Annotated in this window: 18 protein-coding genes; 12 read left to right on the top strand and 6 right to left on the bottom strand. The window is 58.6% G+C overall.

Features of this window, described 5'->3' with window-relative positions:
• The first annotated feature begins 31 nt into the window (after positions 1 to 31).
• From mdcC to KOE80_RS05455, 6 genes are read left to right on the top strand one after another with little or no spacing between them, the layout of a single operon-like run.
• Positions 32 to 382: a malonate decarboxylase acyl carrier protein gene (gene mdcC / locus KOE80_RS05480; RefSeq protein ID WP_009457832.1), complete on the top strand. Its 351-nt coding sequence runs from the start codon at positions 32 to 34 to the stop codon at positions 380 to 382.
• On the top strand, positions 379 to 1,281 hold the full coding sequence (locus tag KOE80_RS05475) for a biotin-independent malonate decarboxylase subunit beta (RefSeq protein WP_035270906.1): 903 nt from the start codon (positions 379 to 381) through the stop codon (positions 1,279 to 1,281). The genes mdcC and KOE80_RS05475 overlap by 4 nt, the downstream gene beginning before the upstream one ends.
• Positions 1,278 to 1,991 carry a biotin-independent malonate decarboxylase subunit gamma gene (gene mdcE / locus KOE80_RS05470; RefSeq protein WP_226348580.1) on the top strand — a complete coding sequence of 238 codons (714 nt, stop codon included), beginning with the start codon at positions 1,278 to 1,280 and terminating at the stop codon, positions 1,989 to 1,991. Before KOE80_RS05475 ends, mdcE begins: the two co-directional genes overlap by 4 nt.
• A complete protein-coding gene (mdcG, locus tag KOE80_RS05465) occupies positions 1,991 to 2,695 on the top strand; it encodes a malonate decarboxylase holo-[acyl-carrier-protein] synthase (RefSeq protein WP_226348579.1) in 705 nt (234 codons plus the stop codon). The genes mdcE and mdcG overlap by 1 nt, the downstream gene beginning before the upstream one ends.
• Positions 2,685 to 3,647 carry a triphosphoribosyl-dephospho-CoA synthase gene (locus KOE80_RS05460; protein WP_203145014.1) on the top strand — a complete coding sequence of 321 codons (963 nt, stop codon included), beginning with the start codon at positions 2,685 to 2,687 and terminating at the stop codon, positions 3,645 to 3,647. The genes mdcG and KOE80_RS05460 overlap by 11 nt, the downstream gene beginning before the upstream one ends.
• A 2-nt stretch (positions 3,648 to 3,649) precedes the next feature.
• The gene (locus KOE80_RS05455; protein WP_226348578.1) at positions 3,650 to 4,579 is read left to right on the top strand and encodes an acyltransferase domain-containing protein; all 930 of its coding nucleotides are present in this window, start codon (positions 3,650 to 3,652) and stop codon (positions 4,577 to 4,579) included.
• A gap of 30 nt (positions 4,580 to 4,609) precedes the next feature.
• Here KOE80_RS05455 and KOE80_RS05450 read toward each other — a convergent pair whose 3' ends face one another.
• The 3 genes from KOE80_RS05450 to KOE80_RS05440 form a co-directional block, all read right to left on the bottom strand.
• Positions 4,610 to 5,545 (bottom strand): LysR substrate-binding domain-containing protein, encoded by a 936-nt coding sequence (locus KOE80_RS05450; RefSeq protein WP_026484233.1) that lies wholly within the window; start codon positions 5,543 to 5,545, stop codon positions 4,610 to 4,612.
• Positions 5,546 to 5,753: 208 nt separating this feature from the next.
• Positions 5,754 to 6,566 (bottom strand): mechanosensitive ion channel family protein, encoded by an 813-nt coding sequence (locus tag KOE80_RS05445; RefSeq protein WP_035271438.1) that lies wholly within the window; start codon positions 6,564 to 6,566, stop codon positions 5,754 to 5,756.
• Positions 6,567 to 7,095: 529 nt separating this feature from the next.
• Complete coding sequence (locus tag KOE80_RS05440; RefSeq protein WP_226348577.1) at positions 7,096 to 7,704, bottom strand: class I SAM-dependent DNA methyltransferase; 609 nt, start codon at positions 7,702 to 7,704, stop codon at positions 7,096 to 7,098.
• 88 nt (positions 7,705 to 7,792) lie between these two features.
• On the opposite strand from KOE80_RS05440, the gene KOE80_RS05435 reads away from it, so the two are divergent.
• The 6 genes from KOE80_RS05435 to KOE80_RS05410 all read left to right on the top strand — a co-directional run bounded on the left by KOE80_RS05435 (position 7,793) and on the right by KOE80_RS05410 (position 15,580).
• Positions 7,793 to 8,791 carry an LLM class flavin-dependent oxidoreductase gene (locus KOE80_RS05435; RefSeq protein WP_026484230.1) on the top strand — a complete coding sequence of 333 codons (999 nt, stop codon included), beginning with the start codon at positions 7,793 to 7,795 and terminating at the stop codon, positions 8,789 to 8,791.
• Complete coding sequence (locus KOE80_RS05430) at positions 8,788 to 9,714, top strand: LysR substrate-binding domain-containing protein (protein WP_026484229.1); 927 nt, start codon at positions 8,788 to 8,790, stop codon at positions 9,712 to 9,714. The genes KOE80_RS05435 and KOE80_RS05430 overlap by 4 nt, the downstream gene beginning before the upstream one ends.
• A gap of 75 nt (positions 9,715 to 9,789) precedes the next feature.
• The gene (locus KOE80_RS05425) at positions 9,790 to 10,818 is read left to right on the top strand and encodes a Bug family tripartite tricarboxylate transporter substrate binding protein (protein ID WP_088450907.1); all 1,029 of its coding nucleotides are present in this window, start codon (positions 9,790 to 9,792) and stop codon (positions 10,816 to 10,818) included.
• Positions 10,815 to 12,422: a gamma-glutamyltransferase family protein gene (locus KOE80_RS05420; protein WP_088450909.1), complete on the top strand. Its 1,608-nt coding sequence runs from the start codon at positions 10,815 to 10,817 to the stop codon at positions 12,420 to 12,422. The genes KOE80_RS05425 and KOE80_RS05420 overlap by 4 nt, the downstream gene beginning before the upstream one ends.
• 416 nt (positions 12,423 to 12,838) lie before the next feature.
• The gene (locus KOE80_RS05415) at positions 12,839 to 14,683 is read left to right on the top strand and encodes an ABC transporter ATP-binding protein (RefSeq protein ID WP_009457855.1); all 1,845 of its coding nucleotides are present in this window, start codon (positions 12,839 to 12,841) and stop codon (positions 14,681 to 14,683) included.
• A gap of 132 nt (positions 14,684 to 14,815) precedes the next feature.
• Positions 14,816 to 15,580 carry a glucosamine-6-phosphate deaminase gene (locus KOE80_RS05410; protein WP_226348576.1) on the top strand — a complete coding sequence of 255 codons (765 nt, stop codon included), beginning with the start codon at positions 14,816 to 14,818 and terminating at the stop codon, positions 15,578 to 15,580.
• Here the strand turns inward: KOE80_RS05410 and KOE80_RS05405 are convergent.
• Genes KOE80_RS05405 through KOE80_RS05395 form a run of 3 tightly spaced genes read right to left on the bottom strand, consistent with a single transcriptional unit; the run spans position 15,533 to position 20,096 of the window.
• Positions 15,533 to 16,933 (bottom strand): efflux transporter outer membrane subunit, encoded by a 1,401-nt coding sequence (locus KOE80_RS05405; protein WP_226348575.1) that lies wholly within the window; start codon positions 16,931 to 16,933, stop codon positions 15,533 to 15,535. The two genes, KOE80_RS05410 and KOE80_RS05405, sit on opposite strands and share 48 nt — an antisense overlap.
• Positions 16,934 to 16,965: 32 nt before the next feature.
• Positions 16,966 to 18,924: an ABC transporter permease gene (locus KOE80_RS05400; RefSeq protein ID WP_226348574.1), complete on the bottom strand. Its 1,959-nt coding sequence runs from the start codon at positions 18,922 to 18,924 to the stop codon at positions 16,966 to 16,968.
• Positions 18,918 to 20,096, bottom strand: a complete 1,179-nt coding sequence (locus KOE80_RS05395) for an efflux RND transporter periplasmic adaptor subunit (RefSeq protein ID WP_035270918.1) — start codon at positions 20,094 to 20,096, stop codon at positions 18,918 to 18,920. The genes KOE80_RS05400 and KOE80_RS05395 overlap by 7 nt, the downstream gene beginning before the upstream one ends.
• Positions 20,097 to 20,322 lie beyond the last annotated feature (226 nt).

Here is a 20,322-nt window from a genome sequence, read left to right as displayed (position 1 = left end):
CCCGCCACGCTATTTGCATTAGGAGATCACGATGACAAACATTCCTCACGGCCTGGAAACCCTGGCCTATAGCTTCAAAGGACAAGAGCCTATTGGCACCTTCCAGCCTGTGCTGGTGGGCGTGGTAGGTTCGGGCAATCTGGAAGTGCTGGCCGAGCCCAAGGACAGCGCCGAATGCACCATCCATATTCATACCTCGGCACGTGGTTTCTCCACGATCTGGGATGCGGTGGTCCGGGACTTTCACCAGCGCCATCCGCTGGCCGGTATTCACTTTGACATCAACGATATGGGGGCCACCCCTGCCGTAGTCAGTCTGCGTCTGGACCAGGCCGCCAGCGAAGCCCTGGCACGCAGCCAAGCACAAGGAACACAGTCATGAGCAGTTATCTGGAGTGTTCTGCCCGCCAGCGCGTCCAGGCTCTGTTTGACGCCAACAGCTTTCACGAATGGCTGCCCCCCGCACAACGCTTGAGCAGCCCCCATCTGGCGCAGTTGGGAGTGCCTTCTTCCTTTGATGATGGCGTAGCTATCGGCCGCGCTTTGCTGGAGGGGCAGACCGTGTATGTGGCGGCGCAGGAAGGCGAATTCATGGGCGGTGGCGTGGGCGAAGTCCACGGCGCCAAGCTGGTGGGCCTGCTGCGTCGAGCCATGACTGACCGTCCTGCAGGCGTAGTGCTGCTGCTGGAGTCCGGTGGTGTGCGTCTGCACGAAGCTAACGCCGGTTTGATAGCCGTCTCGGAAGTGATGCGCGCCCTGCTGGACACGCGTAATGCCGGAGTGCCTGTGATTGCTTTGGTCGGCGGGCAAAACGGTTGCTTTGGGGGTATGGGCATTGTGGCCCGCTGCACCAACCACCTGATCATGAGCGACGTCGGCCGTCTGGCCATGTCCGGCCCGGAAGTGATTGAAGCCTCCCACGGAGTCGAAGAATACGACTCCAAGGACCGCGCTTTGGTCTGGCAAACCAGTGGCGGAAAACACCGCTGGCTGACTGCCGATTGCGACGACCTTGTACCGGACACCGTGGCCGCTTTCCGCGCCGCTGCCGTACAAGGCTTGAAGAATCCAGCTCGTGGTCCCGTCACCCTGGAAGAGCTGGAACAGGAACATCAGCTGCTGGCACACCGCGCAGCCCTGCTGCCTGTGGAGCAATGGGACCAAACTGAAAATCAGGCCCAAGCCTTGTGGCAAGCACTGGGGCTGGAACAAAGTGATCAAGTCGGGCAGATGGATGCTGCAGCCGTCAAAGCATTACGCAGCCAGGAGGCGCTGTCATGAAATGGGAAACACTGGTGCAATCGCTGTTCGATACGCAGCACAGCATTAGCGAACAGGATTTGTTCTTGCAAGGCAATGCCGAGTTTGATGGTGAAACCTTGGCCGTGATCGGCACGACGGAACACGCCCCCATCGGCGTGTCCCTGGCCTTGACCCAGGCACAGGCCGTGCTGGACACCATCAAGAACCATCCTGGCCGTAGCCTGCTGCTTTTGGTCGATACCCAGGGCCAGCAACTGCGCCGCCGCGATGAGCTGCTGGGCATCAACCGCGCCATGGCTCACTTGGGCATGTGCCTGGATCTGGCCCGACGCAAAGGCCACAAGGTCATTGGGCTGGTGTACGACCAGGCCCTGTCCGGTGGCTTCATCACCTCCGGCCTGATTGCCGATGCCTGCTATGCCGTGCCCGAAGCCGAAATTCGCGTCATGCGCATTCCTGCCATGGCCCGCGTGACCAAGCTGCCCGAAGCCATGCTGGAAGAGCTGGCGCAGTCCAATCCGGTCTTTGCGCCCGGCGTAGGCAATTATGTGGCCATGGGAGGCATTCAGTCTGTCTGGGACAGCAGCTCGCCAGAGCAACTGCGTGCTTCCTTGCGGGCAGCACTGGCTCAATCCAATGATCAGGATCGCCGCGCCAGCGATGGTGCCGAACGTGGTGGCCGCCGCCTGGCTGCCCAGATCATTGAACAGGTCTTGCAGGCATCCTGATGAACGCCCAACTGCCCGCTCGCCGTCACCACCTGATCACGCTGGACAACACAGCCTGGGATCAGGTGCTGACTGATCTGGAGCCGACCAGCCACGTCTGCCAGAGCCTGCGTCAATGGCAGGCTCGAGGCTGGCCGCTGGTCGTCAGCCGTCAGCCAGGCGAACTGCATAGCGGACAGCTGCAAGTGGGCATTCCTTTACCGACCGATTGGGGGCGGCAACGTCTGTCCCTGATCGTTTCCCAAAACCAGAGCCTGTCTTGGGGCAGTTTCCCCCCCGCCCATGAAGCCCAAACCTTATTGCCAGCCTCCTTGGCGCAAGACTGGCTGAGCTTATGTCAGCGTATGCAAGCACATGGCTGCACGGCTCAGGTCTATGGCAGTTATGGCTGGGAGCTGATCACAGGACAGGGCTATGTGCGTGAAGGTTCAGACCTGGATTTGCTGCTACCCGTGCAGAGCGCCACGCAAGCAGATCGTCTGGTGGAGCTATTAAGTGCAATCAGCGAATTGTCCGGTTTGCCCCGTCTGGATGGCGAGCTGCTGTTCCCCGATGACGCCGCCATTGCCTGGCGTGAATGGCAGCAATGGCGCAGCGGTGCCAGCAGCAAAGTCATGATCAAACGCACTCATGGTGTACGTATTCAGGCGCACTCGGACTGGCCCGAGCACGCTCCTGCTCCGGAGTCCTCTCATGCTGCTTGATGCAATTGAAACCAGAACATTGGCGCCTCGCCCCACTGCCGCCGACTTCATGGATCCATCCCGTTCCTGGAGTTGTGCGGCCATAGGCCGTGCGGCGGTTCTGGCGCTGTATGACGAGCTGATTCTGGCTCCCAAACCGGGGCTGGTTTCCTTGCTCGACAGCGGCAGCCATGACGATATGGATGCCAGCACTTTTTATCGCAGTCTGTTTGCCCTGCGCCATTATTTTTCTGACATGGCGGCTCTGGGCCAACAGCGTGTTCCATTCAGCCAGCTGCAAACTCGCGGGATTGCAGCGGAGGCTCGCATGCAGGCGGCAACCGGGGGCATCAATACCCACCGTGGCGCCATCTTCATGCTGGGCCTGCTGTGCGCAGCCGCAGGCGCTTGCCTACCTTTTCGCACCCTGACTCCCGCCACGATTCGGGACCAACTTCAAACATTATGGGGGGCGGCTTTACAGGCCCGCAGCCTGCAAGCTTCGTCCGCACTGCCGGGCGGACGGGCGGTACGCCGCTATGGCTTGCGAGGCGCGAACCAGGAAGCAGCCCAGGGCTTTCCCACCTTGTTTGAAACGGCCTGGCCCGCCTGGCAAGTCGCTGTCAAAACTTTGTCTCCGCACAGCACACCAGTGGCAGAACAGCAGTTGCAAACCGTGGGTCTGCATACCTTCTTTTCTGTTATGGCGGTCCTTGACGATAGTAATCTGGCCCATCGTGGCGGACTGGAGGGGCTACACTACGCGCGCTGCTGCGCCATGCACTACCTGCAAGCAGGCAGTGCGTTCAGCCCCGATGCGGTGCAACGCGCGCAAGCCTTGCATCAAGCCTTCATGAAGCGTCGCCTGTCCCCCGGCGGCGCGGCCGACACCTTGTCAGCCTGCTGCTGGCTGGATCGCTTGCAAGCCTATGCACCCGGCAGTGCCAGCCAGCGTCGCCCTACTGGAGCCTGACTATGAAAATCGCCCTGCTGTTTTCCGGGCAAGGCATGCAATATGCAGACATGCTGCCCTGGATAAATCCGGCCAATCCCTTGCTGCTGCAAATGCAGGAACAGTTGCACGTTCCCGATTGGCGCGCTGCCATGCGCGATACCCGTTGGGCCAGCACCAATGCCCATGCCCAAGTTGTGCTGACAGCTTGCGCCTTGGCCGCTTGGCAGGAATTGCAGGAGCACGTCCCTGCCCTGCAAACCTCCAGGCGATCTTTGGTGGCCGTGGCGGGCTACAGCATTGGTGAACTGGCAGCCGCTTGTGTAGCGGGTGTGTTATCTGCCAGTAATACCATCCAGCTCGCCGAACAAAGAGCCGCCTTGATGGATCAAGCCGGGGCCGGACAGGACAGCAGCATGCTGGCGATAAGTGGGGTTTCAATTCGGACGATTGAACAATGGTGCCAAGCACACGGCGCTGCCCTGGCCATACGCAATGGTCCTGATAGTGCTGTCTGTGCGGGACCACGTGACAAGCTTTCTGCCCTGGAAAAATTCGCTCAAGAACAAGGGGCACGTTGCACACCCCTGGCCGTGAATATTGCCTCCCATACCCATTGGATGAGCAGCGCATCCCAGGCCTTTCAAGAGCAACTGAATCAAAGCGAACTGACTGCCCCGACCTTGCCTTGGCCCACCAATGCCGGTGTATGGGTACATAACGCCACTACCGCTGCCCAGGCCTTATCAGCGCAGTTGATGCAAACCGTGCAATGGGATTCGTGCATGGAGCAGATTGAAGAGCGACAGCCCAATGTGGTGCTGGAGATTGGTCCGGGCCGCAGTCTGGCGACCATGTGGAATCAACGCTATCCGGAGATTCCTGCGCGCAGTGTGGACGAGTTCCAAACCCTGGATGGCTTGCAGCGCTGGCTGTCTCGCTGGGCTGGATAAACGCAAGACAGCGGCTTGCACAGACCCGCATCAGCCCGACGTCGGCCCTTCTTTTTCCAACTGAGTACGCACGATCCGGCAAGCCCGTAACAAGCTCAACACATTCGGGCTGCGCTCGCGCGACTTCATGCACACCAGGCCGATACGCTGTGAATGTCGATACTTCGGCTCCAGGCTCAGCCACTGAATCTTGTCAGAAAAAACCGCTTTGGCTCGCGCAGGTAAAAGGGAGCATCCCACACCACCACTGACCAGGCTCATCAAGGAAAAGATGTCTCCGGTGCGCATCACAATATCGGCATCAAACCCGGCTTTGGCCAACATGCGCTGCATGTCCCGCCCCGTTGCAAAATCATCGGTCAGCGACACAAAACGTTCCTTGGAACAACGCTCCAGATCCACCACGGACGAGTCCGATCCTTGCCAATCCATGGGAGCAGCAAACATCAGTTCATCATCAAAAATGGGCAGCACTTCCAGATCATCCGGTTGCTCCTGTGGCAACTCGATCAGGGCTGCATCAATATGACCACCCCGCAACTTTTGCAGCAGCTTCTCGTTGGAGTCCAGCACCAGATCAATCTGCAATAAAGGCTTGTGAACCTTCAGCTCTACCAAAAGGCGCGGCACCAAACGTATCGTCAGCGAGTACATGGAGCCTATGCGCAACTGATCCGACGAATACCCCCCGGCTTCGCGGGCAGCATCAATGCCATGCTGCAAGGTACGTATGGTTTCCTTGGCCGCTTCGGCCAGCTCGCGCGCCGACTCCTGTGGCACCAGATTGCGGCCTTCCTGCAAGAACAGCGGGCAGCGCAACCCTTCCTCCAGGCTTTTCAAGGCCCGATGCACGCTCACCGCACTGGTGCCCAATTGTTCAGCGGCACGGGCAATCGTGCCGGCTTCCAGAAAAGCCAGCAAAACTTCCAGGCGTCGTACCGTGATTTTTTCGTCGATCAGAAACATCGTGAGGGCAGGTGGAAAAACAGCGCCAGAGCAAAGAGTACAGTATGGGAGAAGCCCGCAGTAAGTCCAATGCAGGCTAACCCGAAAAAAATGCCCCAAGCCGCTAAAAGCAAGGCTTGGGGCATTCATACTTTCTATCGGAACCGCATGGGCTTGAAGCCTGCAGGACACGGTTCAAAGCCGGAGTCAGGCCTTGAACCCATCATGTTCATGCAGCCTTTTTCTCGCCAACCGACTGCACGATTTCACGTACTGGAACGGGCGTCTGCAAACCAGCCTGATTCAGCACTTGGACCGCACGGCGGAACAGATCAAAACGGGCATCCCAGAAGTCAGCAGCATTGATCCACGCACGCAGATTGACGGTGATTACGCTGTCCTTGTACTCCATGACCATGACCAAAGGAGCCGGGTCTTTCAGCACCTGAGGATGTTCATTGAGCAGGTCTTGCAGCAGCTTGATGGCCAGGTCCAGATCATCGCCATAACGTACGCCCACCCCGAAGTCCAAACGACGAGTGGTGTTACGGCTGTAATTGATGATAGGGTTGCCCCAGATCAGGCTGTTGGGCAGCGTAAATTGAATGCCATCCACTTGCTCAAAGCGGGTCAGGAACAAACCCACTTCCTGCACGGTGCCGTCACCTTTACCAACAACCGACACAAACTCGCCCGCACGCAAGGGACGCAGCATCAGCAACATGATGCCGGCGGCGATATTTTGCAGTGTGTTCTGCAAGGCCAAGCCCACCGCCAAACCGGCGGCACCCAGTACCGCGATAATGCTGGCGGTCTGCACACCAAAACGGGCCAACACGGCAATCAGCACAAAGATGCGGATTGTCCAGACCGTTACGGACTGGGCCATAGGCACAATCGTCGGATCCACTCGAGGCGAGCGGGCTGCCATGCGCTTGATGGCACGACCGGCGACGGCAGACAGCCACCAGCCAATAATCAGAATCAACAAAGCAATCACGACGTTGAGCGCAATCGCGACAACGGCTGGAAACTCTGTCATCCAGGCTTGCAATTTTTCCACGTTTCAATCTCCTCAATTAAAAGGCAAAGCACCGAAGGGACTGGCCGCCAAGGGTAAACATTGCTAGTGCGCATCATAGCCTTGGGACGGGTCTGAACCCAAGTTGAGCAAGCCCACCATCTTATCCCCGAAAACTGTGGATAGCTCATAGGAAAAACTGGGCAAATCAGAAAAACCTTCCGTAGTATCAGCCACTTGAAAACCACGAACAGAAAACATCCAAATCCGGAAACAGACGCCAGCTTATCCCCATAAAATGTGGACAAGTCACAGGATAAACCGTGAATCACTGCACTTATCCCCGTGCAATCAAGCACTTAGAAATGGCGAGCAGAGAATCGACAATTCTTTACCATTTTTTTCCTCGGGCAAGCCTCTGCTTGTTGAAAACCGGCTTATCCACAAAAGATGTGCATAAAAATAGGGAAAACCCCTGTATTAGCAAAAAATAGGCTTATAAAACAATCACCTAAGTAGCCAGGTCAGGGATTCACCATTTTGCACCTGTTCAAACCGGTACGCGCCACAGGGAAGCCAGCCAATGCTGCTCCTGCGGCGGCCTGTCTGTGGGGCGATAAAAGTGATCGATATAGTCAAAGCCCGCTTGCTCCAGACGCTCTGACCACTGCTCCCAACTGTAGTAGCAACCATAGCGCTGACCATTCCAGCCTTCTTGCCCCTGACCACGCGGATTGGAGGAGAACAGCACGCCGCCCGGTCGCAGACTGTGTCGCAAAGCAGTCAAAACCGCAGGCAGCTCCGCGCTGGGTATATGGAATAGAACCGCATTGGCAAACACACCATCAAAAGCCGCAGCGGGCAAATTCAAATCCAGAAAGTCCTGATGCAGCACCGGCAAGCCAGTTTGCTGACGAGCCATCTCCACGAAAGCCGCACAGCCATCCAGGCCCACCGGGCGGTGACCCATGGCCTGAAACGCGACCAGATCCCGCCCCGGTCCACAGCCCAGATCCAGAATATCCACAGGCCCCGGCAAGCCGATGGCTGCCAACAAAGCATCGCGATTCTGGCTGACATCATGGTCCCACGTGCCGTCCCGATAAGCCTGCGCATGGTCCTGGTAATGATTGACGGTGCGACGACTGGTTTCTTTCATCTGAACATCCTTGCCTATGCTATGGGTTTACTTGACGCTGCCTAACGATGGATCGACTATATCCTGAGTCCAATTTGAATCTGATGCCATGAAGCCAAGCTATCCGCTCTCCGTCCTAGACCTGTCCCCTATTGTTCAGGGCTCCACACCGGCCCAGTCCTTTCGCTGTTCGGCGGACATTGCCCGTCATGCCGAGCAGTGGGGCTATCACCGTTACTGGCTGGCCGAACACCACGGCATGCCCGGTATTGCCAGTGCTGCCACTTCAGTTCTGATCGGGCACATTGCCGGTCAAACCAGCCGCATTCGTGTGGGCGCGGGCGGCATCATGTTGCCCAACCATTCCCCTTTGGTGATTGCCGAGCAGTTTGGAACGCTGGCCTCCCTGTACCCCGGCCGTATTGACCTGGGCCTGGGTCGTGCCCCTGGCTCCGACCCCGAAACCGCCCGCGCCTTGCGCCGCAATCTGAACAGCGACCCCGACCAGTTTCCGCGCGACGTGCTGGAGCTGATGGACTATATGTCCGACGAGCCGCGCAACCGCATCATGGCCGTGCCCGGTCGCGGACTGAATGTGCCGGTCTGGATTCTGGGCTCCAGCCTGTTTGGTGCTCAACTGGCCGCCGCCTTGGGCTTGCCCTACGCCTTTGCTTCGCATTTTGCACCTGCTCAATTGATGGATGCTATTGAGGTTTACCGCCGTCAGTTCCAGCCATCCGTGCATCTGGAAAAACCGTATGTCATGCTGGGCTACAACGTCTTTGCCGCCGACACGGAAGACGAAGCCAAGCTGCTGGCCTCCTCCTGGCAACAGTCTTTTGTGAACCTGCGCAGTGGTCGTCCAGGCCAGTTGCCACCCCCCGTGCGTGATTACTACGAGCAATGCAGCCCGCCGGCCCAGCATCTGCTGGACTCCTTGCTCAGCTGTACGGCCATTGGCAATCCGGAGCAAGTGCTTGAACAGATGAAAGGCTTCATTCAGCTGACAGGTGCCAACGAGCTGATGCTGAACGCCAATATCTTTGACCACAACAAGCGCTTGCGCTCCTACGAGATTGCCGCCGAGCTGCGCGGCAGTCTGGTATGAACCCACGCCACCTTCAAGAGACTGCACTGCGCTACTTCCAGGAAGTAGCGCGTTGTGGCTCTATCTCGCAAGCGGCCAGCAATCTGCATGTGGCCACATCGGCCATCAGCCGCCAGATCAGCGGACTGGAAGAAAACCTGGGTATGGCCTTGTTCGAGCGCCATGCCCGTGGCATGAACCTGACCGCTGCGGGAGAGCTGCTGCTGGCCCATGCTCGTCGCAGCGCCATGGATGCCGAGCGCACCTTGCACGATATTGCCGCCTTGCAAGGGCTACAAACCGGCCTGATACGCATCGCCTCCTCTGAAGGTTTGGCCGCCCAGCTACTGCCGCAGTGCATCGCACAATTTCGTGAAAAACATCAGGGCATACGTTTTCAACTGGACGTACTGCCACCACACCGCATCACCATGCTGCTGCTAAGCGGCCAGATTGATATAGGCATCAAATTCACTCAAACAGCCGAAAAAGACATCAAGACCTTGTTCCGCCGCGATGCGCCCGTCATGGCTCTGGCGGTTCCCGGCCACCCGGTCACCCGTACCGAACGCATCAGCCTGAAAAGCCTTCTGGCACACCCCCTGGCCTTGCCCGGCCCGGACACCACCGTGCGGCAAATGATGGATGTGGCCTGCAGTGCACAGAACCTGAGTCTGGACCCGGTATTCAGCAGCAATCACATGCAGTCACTGCATCAATTTGCCCTGTCGGGCGCAGGCGTGACGGTGTCCGCCCTGCTCTCGGCTCGTCACCTGATTGAGCAAGGTTTGCTGCAAGCCAGTTTCATCCATGAACGCGGCTTGCTGAATCGTCAAATTGAAGTGCAGGCCCTGGCTGGCCGCCGCTTGCCCTCTATTGTTCGCCGCTTTCTGGACGAGTTGCTGCCGCAGCTTGAAGTCGACCCGCAAGCCTTGCCAAAATAGCAACGCTGTCCTGCTTATTTGTTGCTGGTTCGGCATCATCGCCTTTCCTATCATCTCTTGATTGAGGAGATAGCCATGACAAGACCCAGCAACGCCGCAAGCAACGCGCAGCCCCCATCGACCCGTCGCCCCTGGCGGCGTCTTGCCCAAACCTTATTGGGTGCCGTTCTGGCCGTCAGCAGCGTGGCGGCCCATGCCAGCGATTGGCCTGATCGTCCCATTCGCCTGATCGTACCCTTCCCCACTGGCGGTGCCACCGACGTCATCAGCCGCCTGATTGCCGAAAGCGCGGCCAAAGCGATGAACGCCAACATCATTGTGGACAACCGCACGGGCGCGGGCGGCACGATTGGTTCAGGCGAAGTCGCTCGCAGCAAACCCGATGGCTACACCCTCCTGTTCACCACCAGCAGCACCCACGCGATTGCTCCGCACCTGTACAAGTCCCTGCCCTACGATGCAGACAAAGACTTCACCCCTATCGCCCATTTGGGCGATGCCGCCAGCGTCTTGCTGGTGAACCCGTCCGTACCCGCACAAACGCTGCCAGAGCTGATTGACTACGCTCGCGCCCATCCTGATGAGTTGAACTACGCCAGCAGTGGCAATGGCACCATCGTGCACCTGGGCACCGAAGCCTTTTTGAATCAGGCCAATATCGTCATGTCCCACGTTCCATACCGAGGAACTGGTCAGGCCATTAACGATATGCTGGGCGGCTCCATTCATGTTTTACTGGACGCCATCCCCACCGGGATGCCCTATGTGAACAGCGGCCAGTTGCGCGCCCTGGCGGTAACCGGCCAGCAGCGATCGCCGCTGGCACCCGATTTGCCCACCTTTCAGGAGTCCGGCCTGCCGGGCTATGAGTCGGTGACCTGGTTTGGCCTGTACGCCCCTGCAGGCTTGCCCGACGAAATTCGTGACAAGGCTTATGAGGCTTTTTCACATGCCGTTCAGGACCCCAAAGTACGCTCGCGCCTTCAAACATTGGGCGTGGACCAACCCCGCAGCACCAGCCGAGAAGAATTTATCTCTCTGGTCCGCGAGGACAGCGCACGCTGGCAAGGCCTGATCCAACTGACTGGAATACAGATTCAATGAACAAGACTGACACCTGTATGGACTGGAACAACCCCTACCCGTCCGCCCGCTCTGCGGTACTTGGCCAGAACATGGTCAGCACCTCCCACCCCTTGGCCGCGCAAGCGGGCCTGCGCATGTTGCAGGCCGGTGGCAATGCCGTCGATGCGGCTCTGGCGGCCGCCATCACTCTGACCGTGGTCGAACCCACCGGTTGCGGCATAGGCAGTGATGCCTTTGCCATCGTCTGGGACGGCAAAGAGCTGCATGGCTTGAACGCCTCCGGGCGCTCGCCCCGTGGCTGGTCGCCGGATCGTTTCAAAGGCCATGCCACCATCCCCGACAAGGGTTGGGAAAGTGTCTCCGTGCCCGGTGCGGTCTCTGCCTGGGCCGAGCTATCCAGCAAGCTGGGCCGTCTGAGTCTGGAGCAAGTGGCCGCCCCCGCGATTCATTACGCCCGAGAAGGCTTCCCGGTCTCGCCCGTAATCGCGCGCTTGTGGGAGCTAGGTCGTCAGCGTCTGGGCGATCAACCCGGTTTTGCCGAAGCCTTTTTACGTGATGGCAAAGCCCCTGTCGCTGGCCAGTGGTATCAGAACCAGGACCAGGCCAATACGCTGGAACGCATTGCGGCCACCCAAGGACAGGACTTTTATACCGGCGAGCTGGCCAAACGCATTGCCGACTTCTCCCGCCAGCATGGCGGCGCCATGGACGAGCAGGATCTGGCCGAGCACCGCGCGAATTGGTGCGGCACCATCAGCCATCCTTTTGCCCAGTCCGTGATTCACGAAATCCCGCCCAATGGACAAGGTCTGGCGGCCTTGATGGCCTTGGGCATCATGGAACAAGCTGGTGTGGGCCAGCAGCCGCTGGACCATATCGACACGGTGCATTTGAGCATTGAAGCCATGAAGCTGGCTTTTGCAGATCTATACGAGCACCACGCAGATCTGGAGCACATGATTCATCATCCCGAGCATTTGCTGGACCCGGCCTATCTGCGCGAGCGCGCCGCCCTGATTCAGATGGACAAGGCAGGCGACCCCAAGCACGGCCTGCCTGGCCCCTCCGGCACGGTCTATGTCACCGCCGCCGACTCCAGCGGCATGATGGTGTCCCTGATCCAGTCCAACTACATGGGTTTTGGTTCCGGCGTGGTCGTTCCCGGCACCGGCATCAGCATGCAGAACCGTGGTCATGGCTTTACCCTGCGCCCCGGTCATGTGAATGAAGTGGCCGGTGGCAAGCGCCCTTCGCACACCATCATTCCGGCCTTTGCCATGAATGCCGATGGCACCCCTCAAATGTCTTTTGGTGTGATGGGTGGCCCATTCCAGTCACAAGGCCACATGCAAATGGCACTGCGTGTTCTGCTGTACGGTCAGAACCCGCAGGCCGCTGCCGATGCCCCACGCTGGCGCGTGACGGGTGGCCGTGGGGTGGCAGTAGAACCCACTTTCGATCCGGCGCTGGTTCAGGCCTTGCGCGAGCGCGGTCATGAAGTCGTCGTTGAACCCGGTAGCGGTGTGTTCGCCTTTGGCGGTGCACAACTGATTCTGCGTCAGGGCAATCATTACGTGGGCGGCTCCGACCCACGTAAAGATGGTCAGGTGGTGGCTTACTAAGCCTATTTGCCTTCCAGAGATCACTGCCACTTTCTGATTGGGGTCTGGATAAGAACATCCAGACCCCAAATACCTTTGGGCCTCCCTATCTCTATTCAGACAAACCACTCGACGAAACAAAGACACGCTCACCAAGGCCCCATCCCTTCAGCCCCCTTCAAGGCTCAGCCCGGTCCACCAAAGAGCCAGGCACAGCCCCCAAAGCAGACTCCAGCATCGACTTGGCTCACTAAACGTACACCGTGGTCAATATCTGACACTTTCCCTACACAAAGACTGTGTTTTTATCAGGTTTTCTTCAGCCAGACAGAATGACTGCTGTACCATCAAAAATTGCCGCTTCATACCCCGGAAGCGGTTTTCTATTTGTCTAAACGGCCCTGTCATCCAGAGGGCCGTACGCTGGAGCCCATTCGGTGCTGTCATTCTTTGAACGTCGATTAGATCCCTATCCCGAACAACACGTCGCCCCTCCTCCCAAAGGATTTTTCCCCTTCATCTGGGCCTGTACGAAAAATTCACGCGGCTGGATTGGCTTGATGACCGTAACCTCGATTGGCCTGTCGGCCTACGAGGCCATGCTGTTTGCCCTGCTCAGCTATATCGTGGACTGGCTGCCCTCGATTGAACCTGCCCAGTTCTGGAGCCAGCAGGGTGGCACGCTGTTGACCATTGCCGCTGTTCTGCTGGGCAGCGTCGTGCTGATCAGCCTGCATACGCTGGTCATGCACCAGGTACTGGCCATCAACTTCCCCATGCGCCTGCGTTGGCTGTTTCACAAGCTGATGCTGAATCAGAGCATGTCCTTTTACGCGGACGAGTTTGCCGGTCGCATCACCACCAAGATCATGCAAACCGCTCTGGCGGTGCGTGAAACTCTATTCATGGCCGTGGAAGTGGTCGTGGGCATGAGCGCCTACCTGATCGGTATTCTGATTCTGGCAGGCAGCTTTGACCGCCTGCTGATCCTGCCCTTCCTGCTCTGGCTGGTAGGCTACGCTTTGGCCTGCGTGTACTTTGTGCCCCGTCTGGGCAAAGTCGGGGCTGAACAGGCCGACGCCCGTGCGCTGATGACGGGCCGTATTACCGACGCCTACACCAATATCAACACGGTCAAGCTGTTTGCCCACACACGCCGTGAAGCTGACCATGCCAAGAACGCGATGCGCCGCTTCCAGGAAACCGGCCATGCCCAGATGCGTCTGATCAGCATGTTTGAAGTGACCAACCATGTGCTGGCTACTGTCTTGCTGATCAGTTCGGCAGGCCTGGCCTTGTACTTGTGGTCGATTGATCAATCCACAGCCGGTGTAGTGGCGGCCGTCATTGCCATGGCACTGCGTCTGTCCGGCCATTCCCATTGGCTGATGTGGGAGCTGACCAATCTGTTCGAGAACGTAGGCACGATTCAGGACGGCATCAATACCTTGACGCAAAAACCCACGGTGGTAGATGCTCCCGATGCCAAGCCCCTGCAAATCGAACAAGGTCGCATCGAATTCCAGGACGTGAGCTTTGCCTACCGCGATAAAAGCCGTCAGGTGATCGACAAGCTCAATCTGGTGATCAAGCCGGGCGAGCGCGTTGGTCTGATTGGCCGTTCTGGCGCGGGCAAGTCCACGTTGGTCAACCTGCTGCTGCGTTTCCATGATGTGGATAGCGGCACCATCCGCATTGATGGCCAGGACATTGCCCATGTCACGCAGGACAGTTTGCGTGCCGCCATTGGCATGGTGACGCAGGATACCTCCTTGCTGCACCGTTCCATGCGCGACAACATTCTGTATGGCCGCCCGGATGCCAACGACGAGCTGCTGCATATGGCCGTTGAGCGTGCCGCCGCTGCCGACTTCATCCCGCAGCTGCATGACCGCCAGGGCCGTGAGGGCCTGGAGGCGCATGTGGGCGAGCGCGGTGTGAAACTGTCTGGCGGCCAGCGTCAGCGTGTGGCAATTGCCCGCGTCATGCTGAAAGACGCCCCCATCCTGTTACTGGATGAAGCCACCAGCGCCCTGGACTCTGAAGTGGAAGCCGCCATCCAGGAAAGCCTCAACACCCTGATGCACGGCAAGACGGTAATAGCCATTGCCCACCGCCTGTCCACCATTGCGGCACTGGACCGCTTGATTGTGCTGGATCAGGGCCGCATCATCGAGCAAGGCAGCCACCAGGAATTGCTGGAAAAAGGTGGTTTGTATGCTCGTTTGTGGGCACGTCAAAGTGGTGGCTTCCTGGGAGAGACTGGCAAACAAGATAGTTAAAACGTGTCACTTGCTTGCAAAAAAAAACTGACGTTACATCTTTGTCCCATTAGAATTTCGAAAGATCAAACTTCGCCGTGCTTGCGGCGAAGTTTTTTTTCAACTTATTCAGCCCATACATAGAACAAGATTATGTTTTTAGTCTTCCCCGATTCCGCCGCCATTGCGGCACACCTGAGCGCCCGTCTTCAGGAAATTATTCGTCAGGATCCACAAGCGACTCTGGGTCTGGCAACCGGGGGGACCATGGAACCCGTCTACGCCCGTTTCGTACAGGACGTACGTGCCAATGGGCTGGATGTCTCCAAGATCAACAGCTTCAATCTGGATGAGTATGTGGGTCTGGCGGCAGCGCACGAGCAAAGTTACGCCTACTACATGCGCCAGCACCTGTTCGGCCAACTGCCTTTTGATGCCGCTCGTTTGCATCTGCCCAATGGCCTGACCCAAGAGCTGGAGCAGCACTGCCAGGACTACTCCGCCGCGATTGCGGCCAGTGGTGGTGTCGCCTTGCAATTGCTGGGCGTAGGCACCAACGGCCACATCGGCTTTAACGAACCGGGCACCCCTTTTGACAGCCGCACCCATGTGGTGGCCCTGTCCGAGCGCACCCGTATCGACAACAGCCGCTTTTTTGATTCCATGGACGAAGTGCCTGCATCGGCCATCACCATGGGGATTGCCGATATTCTGAGCGCCCGTGAAATTGCCCTGGTGGTCACCGGCGAGCACAAGGCTCGCACCATGCTCAATTACCAGGAAGGCGGTGTCACGCCCGAGCTGCCTTTCACAGCCTTGAAGCAGCACGCCAACACCCACATCCTGCTGGATGAGGCGGCTGCCAACCTGCTAGACCCCAGCCTCTGCCACCGTCCCCTGATCAGCCAGGCTGCCTGAGCCAGCTTGCCAGCCCCCGCCCAGTGCTCGGAAGAGCGCCGCGCGGGATTGCAGACGCGCCTGCATCAAACTGACGCGCACATCCTGAGCAGCGTACAAGGTACGCTGCGCATCCAGTAAAGACAGCAAGGTTTCCGAGCCAGAGCGATAACGTGCTTCGGCCAGTTGAAACGCCAGCCTGGCTTGCTCCCACTCCAGCTCCATAGTCTGCGCCTGGGCATCAAGGCTATGCAGTTGTGCCAGCACGCCTTCCACATCCATATAAGCTTGCACAATGGTCTGCCGATACTGCGCCAGCCATTCCTGCAAACGGGCGTCGCTCAAATCCTTGCCCGCCTCCAGACGACCGGCATTGAAGATAGGCGCCACCAGCCCGCTGATCAGGCTGTAGACCGGATGGCGCAAGCTTTCTTCCCAATGATTGCCCGATGCCCCTGCCCGCGCCCCCAAGGTCAGGCTGGGATACATGGCAGCGCGCGCCACATGCACATCGGCATGAGCCGCTGACAACTGGGCCTCGATGCGCGCAATATCAGGGCGCTGCGACAAGAGCTGTGAAGGCAGACCTGCTTCCAGCTCTGGTACCTGCAAGCTGGCAATATCCTCCTGCGGCTCGGGCATGATTTCAGTACGGCCCAACAGGGTCGCCAGCTCCACCCGCGTGCGAATGGCCTGTTCTTCAATCACAAACAATTTGCGCTGTTGCGAAGCCAGCAATTGGCGTTGCTGTGCCAGCTCCAAAGGCGAAGCCGCCCCCGCCTGCAAGCGTGCTTCCAGCAGGCTCAACAAGCGTTGCGCAACGGCCAGGTTTTGACGGGCAATGGCCACGCGCTGTTTGTCGCCCAAGGCTTGCAGGCTTAAATGCACCACCTGCGCCTGCACGCTGACACGCAGCACATCCAGCTCGTAATTCGCCGCCTGAGCCAGGAACACGGCACTGTTGGCCTGGGCACGATTGCGTCCCCACACATCCAGCTCGTAGCTCATGAACACACCGGCCACATATTGCGAGCGAGAGTCTCCATGCGAGGAAGAAAACGGCGCATCTCTTTGCGCAGACAGATTGCCCTGCAATTCCGGCAGCAAACTGGCTCCGGCCATGCGTGCCTGAGCCTGCGCCTGCAAGATCCGGGCCTGGGCCTGACGCAGCACCGCCACGTCCTTCAAGGCTTCCTGCATCAGGCTGTTCAAGCCGGGGCTGTTAAAGGCACGCCACCACTCCGGCTCTACCTGGGCCAGTACAGGACTGGGTGTCGCCTTGACTTGCTGTTGATACGCCTGGGGCAGCGTCGGCGGGGTCTTGTCCAGATCAGAGGACAAGGAGCCGCACGCTTGCAGCAGGAGCGTGCTCATGGCTCCTGCTATCCATCGGTAATGAGCCATGCTTACTCCCCTGCCAAAGCCTGAACGGGGTCCAGCGCGGCCGCCGTTCGTGCTGGCATATAGCCAAAAACCATGCCCGTCACCACGGCGCAGCCAAAGGCGCCCAAGGCCGCCCGCAAGGAAAACACCACATCTACTCCACCAAAAATCAAGCCAATACCCACTACAGCACCGGCCAGCACGCCCAGGCAACCGCCTGTAATCGTCAACAGAACCGCCTCAGTCAGAAACTGGCGCATGATGTCACTTTGCCGTGCACCGGTTGCCATGCGTATGCCAATTTCCCGCGTGCGTTCACGCACCGTCATCAACATTACGTTCATGACCCCGATGCCGCCCACCACCAAAGACACGGCGGCAATCAGGCCCAGCATCATGCTCATGGCCTGACGCGTGGAAGCCTCTGCCTGCAAGCGAGCCGCTGCATTCCCGATTGAAAAGTCTTCTCGCCCACCATGACGCTGTGTCAGCAACTGACGCATGTCTTGTTCCGCTTCCAGAACGGTGGAACTGTCCTGCGCATCAATCACCACATAGTCGGGCTGCGTCTGGGCCTGATACACACGGGCACGCGCCGCATGATAAGGCACAAACACCATATCGTCGTAAGCCTGCGCGCCCGAATCGGCACCGCGCTCCTGCATTACCCCGACCACCTCAAAAGGTGAATTGCCGATCAGGAGCTGCTGCCCCAACGGCACGTCCATATCGGGGAAGAATTGCTTGGCGGCACGATGTCCCAACACAACCAGGGGAGCCAGATCCCGGTCCTCGGCATCGGTGTAGTAGCGACCTTGTGCCAGCTGCCAGCGATGAATATCCGGCATGGTTTCATTGGCGGCAAACACATACACCTGGCGGTCCACGCTGCCACGCCGCACGGTAATCGGATCTCCAATCACCGGCATGACACGCCGTATCAACGGCAGCTCGCCAATCGCCTCCAGATCCTCTTCTGTCAGCTGTCCCTTGGCGACCCCATTGGGCGGTGATGAACTGCTCAAGTAAATGATCGTGGTCCCCATCGTGCCCATCTGATCCATGACACGTTGGCGAGCACCTTCGCCCACCGCCAGCATCACGATGACCGAGGCCACCCCGATGATCACGCCTAACAAGGTCAAGGCCGTGCGATGACGATTAATGAACATGCTGCGCAAGGCGCTGCGGGTAGCATCCTTGATCTCCGAAACCCAGGGCGAGCGGCGGTGCTCGGGCGGTGGTAAAGGCTGTTCAAGCTTGGGCTCGGTAGCCGTTTCTGGGCGGCTATCCGAGAGAATGCAGCCGTCACGAATTTCAATAATCCGGTCTGCCATCGCCGCGACTTCATGATCGTGCGTAATCAGGATAATGGTGTGGCCAGAGTTCGAGAGCTTGCGCAGCAAGGCCATCACTTCTGCACCACTGCGCGAGTCCAGCGCACCCGTGGGTTCGTCGGCCAGAATGACACGGCCACCATTCATCAAGGCGCGAGCAATCGACACCCGCTGCTGCTGGCCGCCAGACAACTGATTGGGCCGGTTATCCAGCTTGTCCGCCAGACCCAAGCTACTGAGCAACTCTGCGGCGCGTGCCACGCGCGCGCCCTCATCCATTCCCGCGTAAATGGCAGGCATCTGGACATTTTCACTGGCGCTTTCAGTCGGAATCAGGTGATAGCCCTGAAAGACAAAACCAAAGGTCTCACGGCGCAACTGAGCCAGTTCATCAGGACTGAGCTGTGCGACATCCCGACCTTGAAAAAGATAGGTGCCGCTGCTGGGTTTATCCAGACAACCCAGCAGATTCATCAGTGTCGATTTACCGGACCCCGAGGCCCCCACAATCGCCACAAACTCGCCCGGCTCAATACTCAAGCTGACATCGAACAGAACTTGCACAGCAGGCTTAGTGCTGGGCGGGCCGCCATAGATACGGTTAATGTCCCGCAGCTCAATCAAAGGAGGTGCAGCCCCTACCATTGCAGCCACCGCCAGCCACGCTCAGGAGTGAGCACCGCCAGAACAACGTGCTCTCCTTTAGCCAGCCCGTTCACGACTTGTACCTGGTGACGATTGCGCACTCCCAGGTCGACCGGCTTTTCCTGCACCTTGCCCCGCTCCAGCACCGGCACCGTAAAAGCATCAGGACCACGATCAGGGTCTGGGCGTAAAGCCACCAGGGGTATCAGTAAGGCCTGGTCGGCACGATCAATCTCAAACAGCACCTGCGCCGTCATCTGCGGCATCAATTCGCCGTCTTCATTGGCCACATCAAACAGCACCGTATACATGATGGCCTGTGTGGCAGTCGGTGCCGCCGCCGTGCTTTCATCCTGAGTGCTGCCCTCTGGCGCAGGCATGATTTGGCGAACCTTGGCCTGCCATTGACGCGCCCGCGTTTCGCCCTGCTCCCCCAAGGTTGTAAAGGTAACGCTCATACCGGGCTTGATACGACGAATGTCAGCCTCAGACACGCTGGTCCACACCGTCATGGTGCTCAGGTCTGCAATGCGCAGAATATTGGGAGTTTGATACGTGGCATTCAGCGTCTGACCTTCACGAGCCTGCACGCCAATGACCGTGCCACTCATGGGCGCGTAAATGCGCGTATAGCCCAAGCGTGCCTCATCGGCTTTCAGCGTGGCCTGAGTCTGCTCCATCTGCGCTTGTACATGCGCTACCCGAGCCTGCGCAGTCGCCAGATTGGCTTGGGCAATCTGAATATCTTCCTGACGGCTGGCCTGCTGGCGCTCCAGTTGACGCTGGCGAGCCAATTGCTGACGCGCCAACAAAAGCTGAGCCTGCTGCTCGGCCAACTGGGCCCGGAACGCAGCCAAGGAAGCGCGGCCTGCATCGACGGTGGCTTGCTGCACACTGGGATCGATTTCCACCAGCAACTGGCCCTGCTCAACCTGATCGCCCGGCGCAACCGGCAAAGCCGTAATCTGCCCGGACACCTGCGCACCCACGTCCACATAGCGACTGGGCTTCAAAGTTCCCACCGCAGCAACGGTAGCGCGTATATCACTTTGCTCCACGGCCACCGTTTCAAACTGCTCTGAAGAACGCCCGGCCTGTGCGGCAAGCGCCCCCAGCACCAGCACCGCCACCAGGGCCAACGCCCAGCGGCGCTTTACTGCTTTGGACTTCATAACTAATCCCAAAAAACCGTAGATCTGCACCCGCCGTATCATGCGCGGCAGGTGATCAAAAAAACAAAAGTGGTCAAGAAGGCAGGTACTTGCTTAGACCAAAACCGGCTCCACGCTACTTAGCAGACAAGGAGGTTCCCACCTAAACGGTGCAGTCAAGCGGACAGGGCAAGAGGTCCTTTTTCAGGCCTTCCTTATAAAGACGTTTGAGAGCCCACTTTCCGGA

This window comes from Alcaligenes sp. 13f, from assembly GCF_020496585.1.
In the GTDB taxonomy this organism is placed as follows: Bacteria; Pseudomonadota; Gammaproteobacteria; order Burkholderiales; family Burkholderiaceae_B; genus Alcaligenes; species Alcaligenes phenolicus.
Note: the sequence above shows the minus strand (reverse complement) of the source record. Positions and strands in the feature narration are given on the sequence as shown.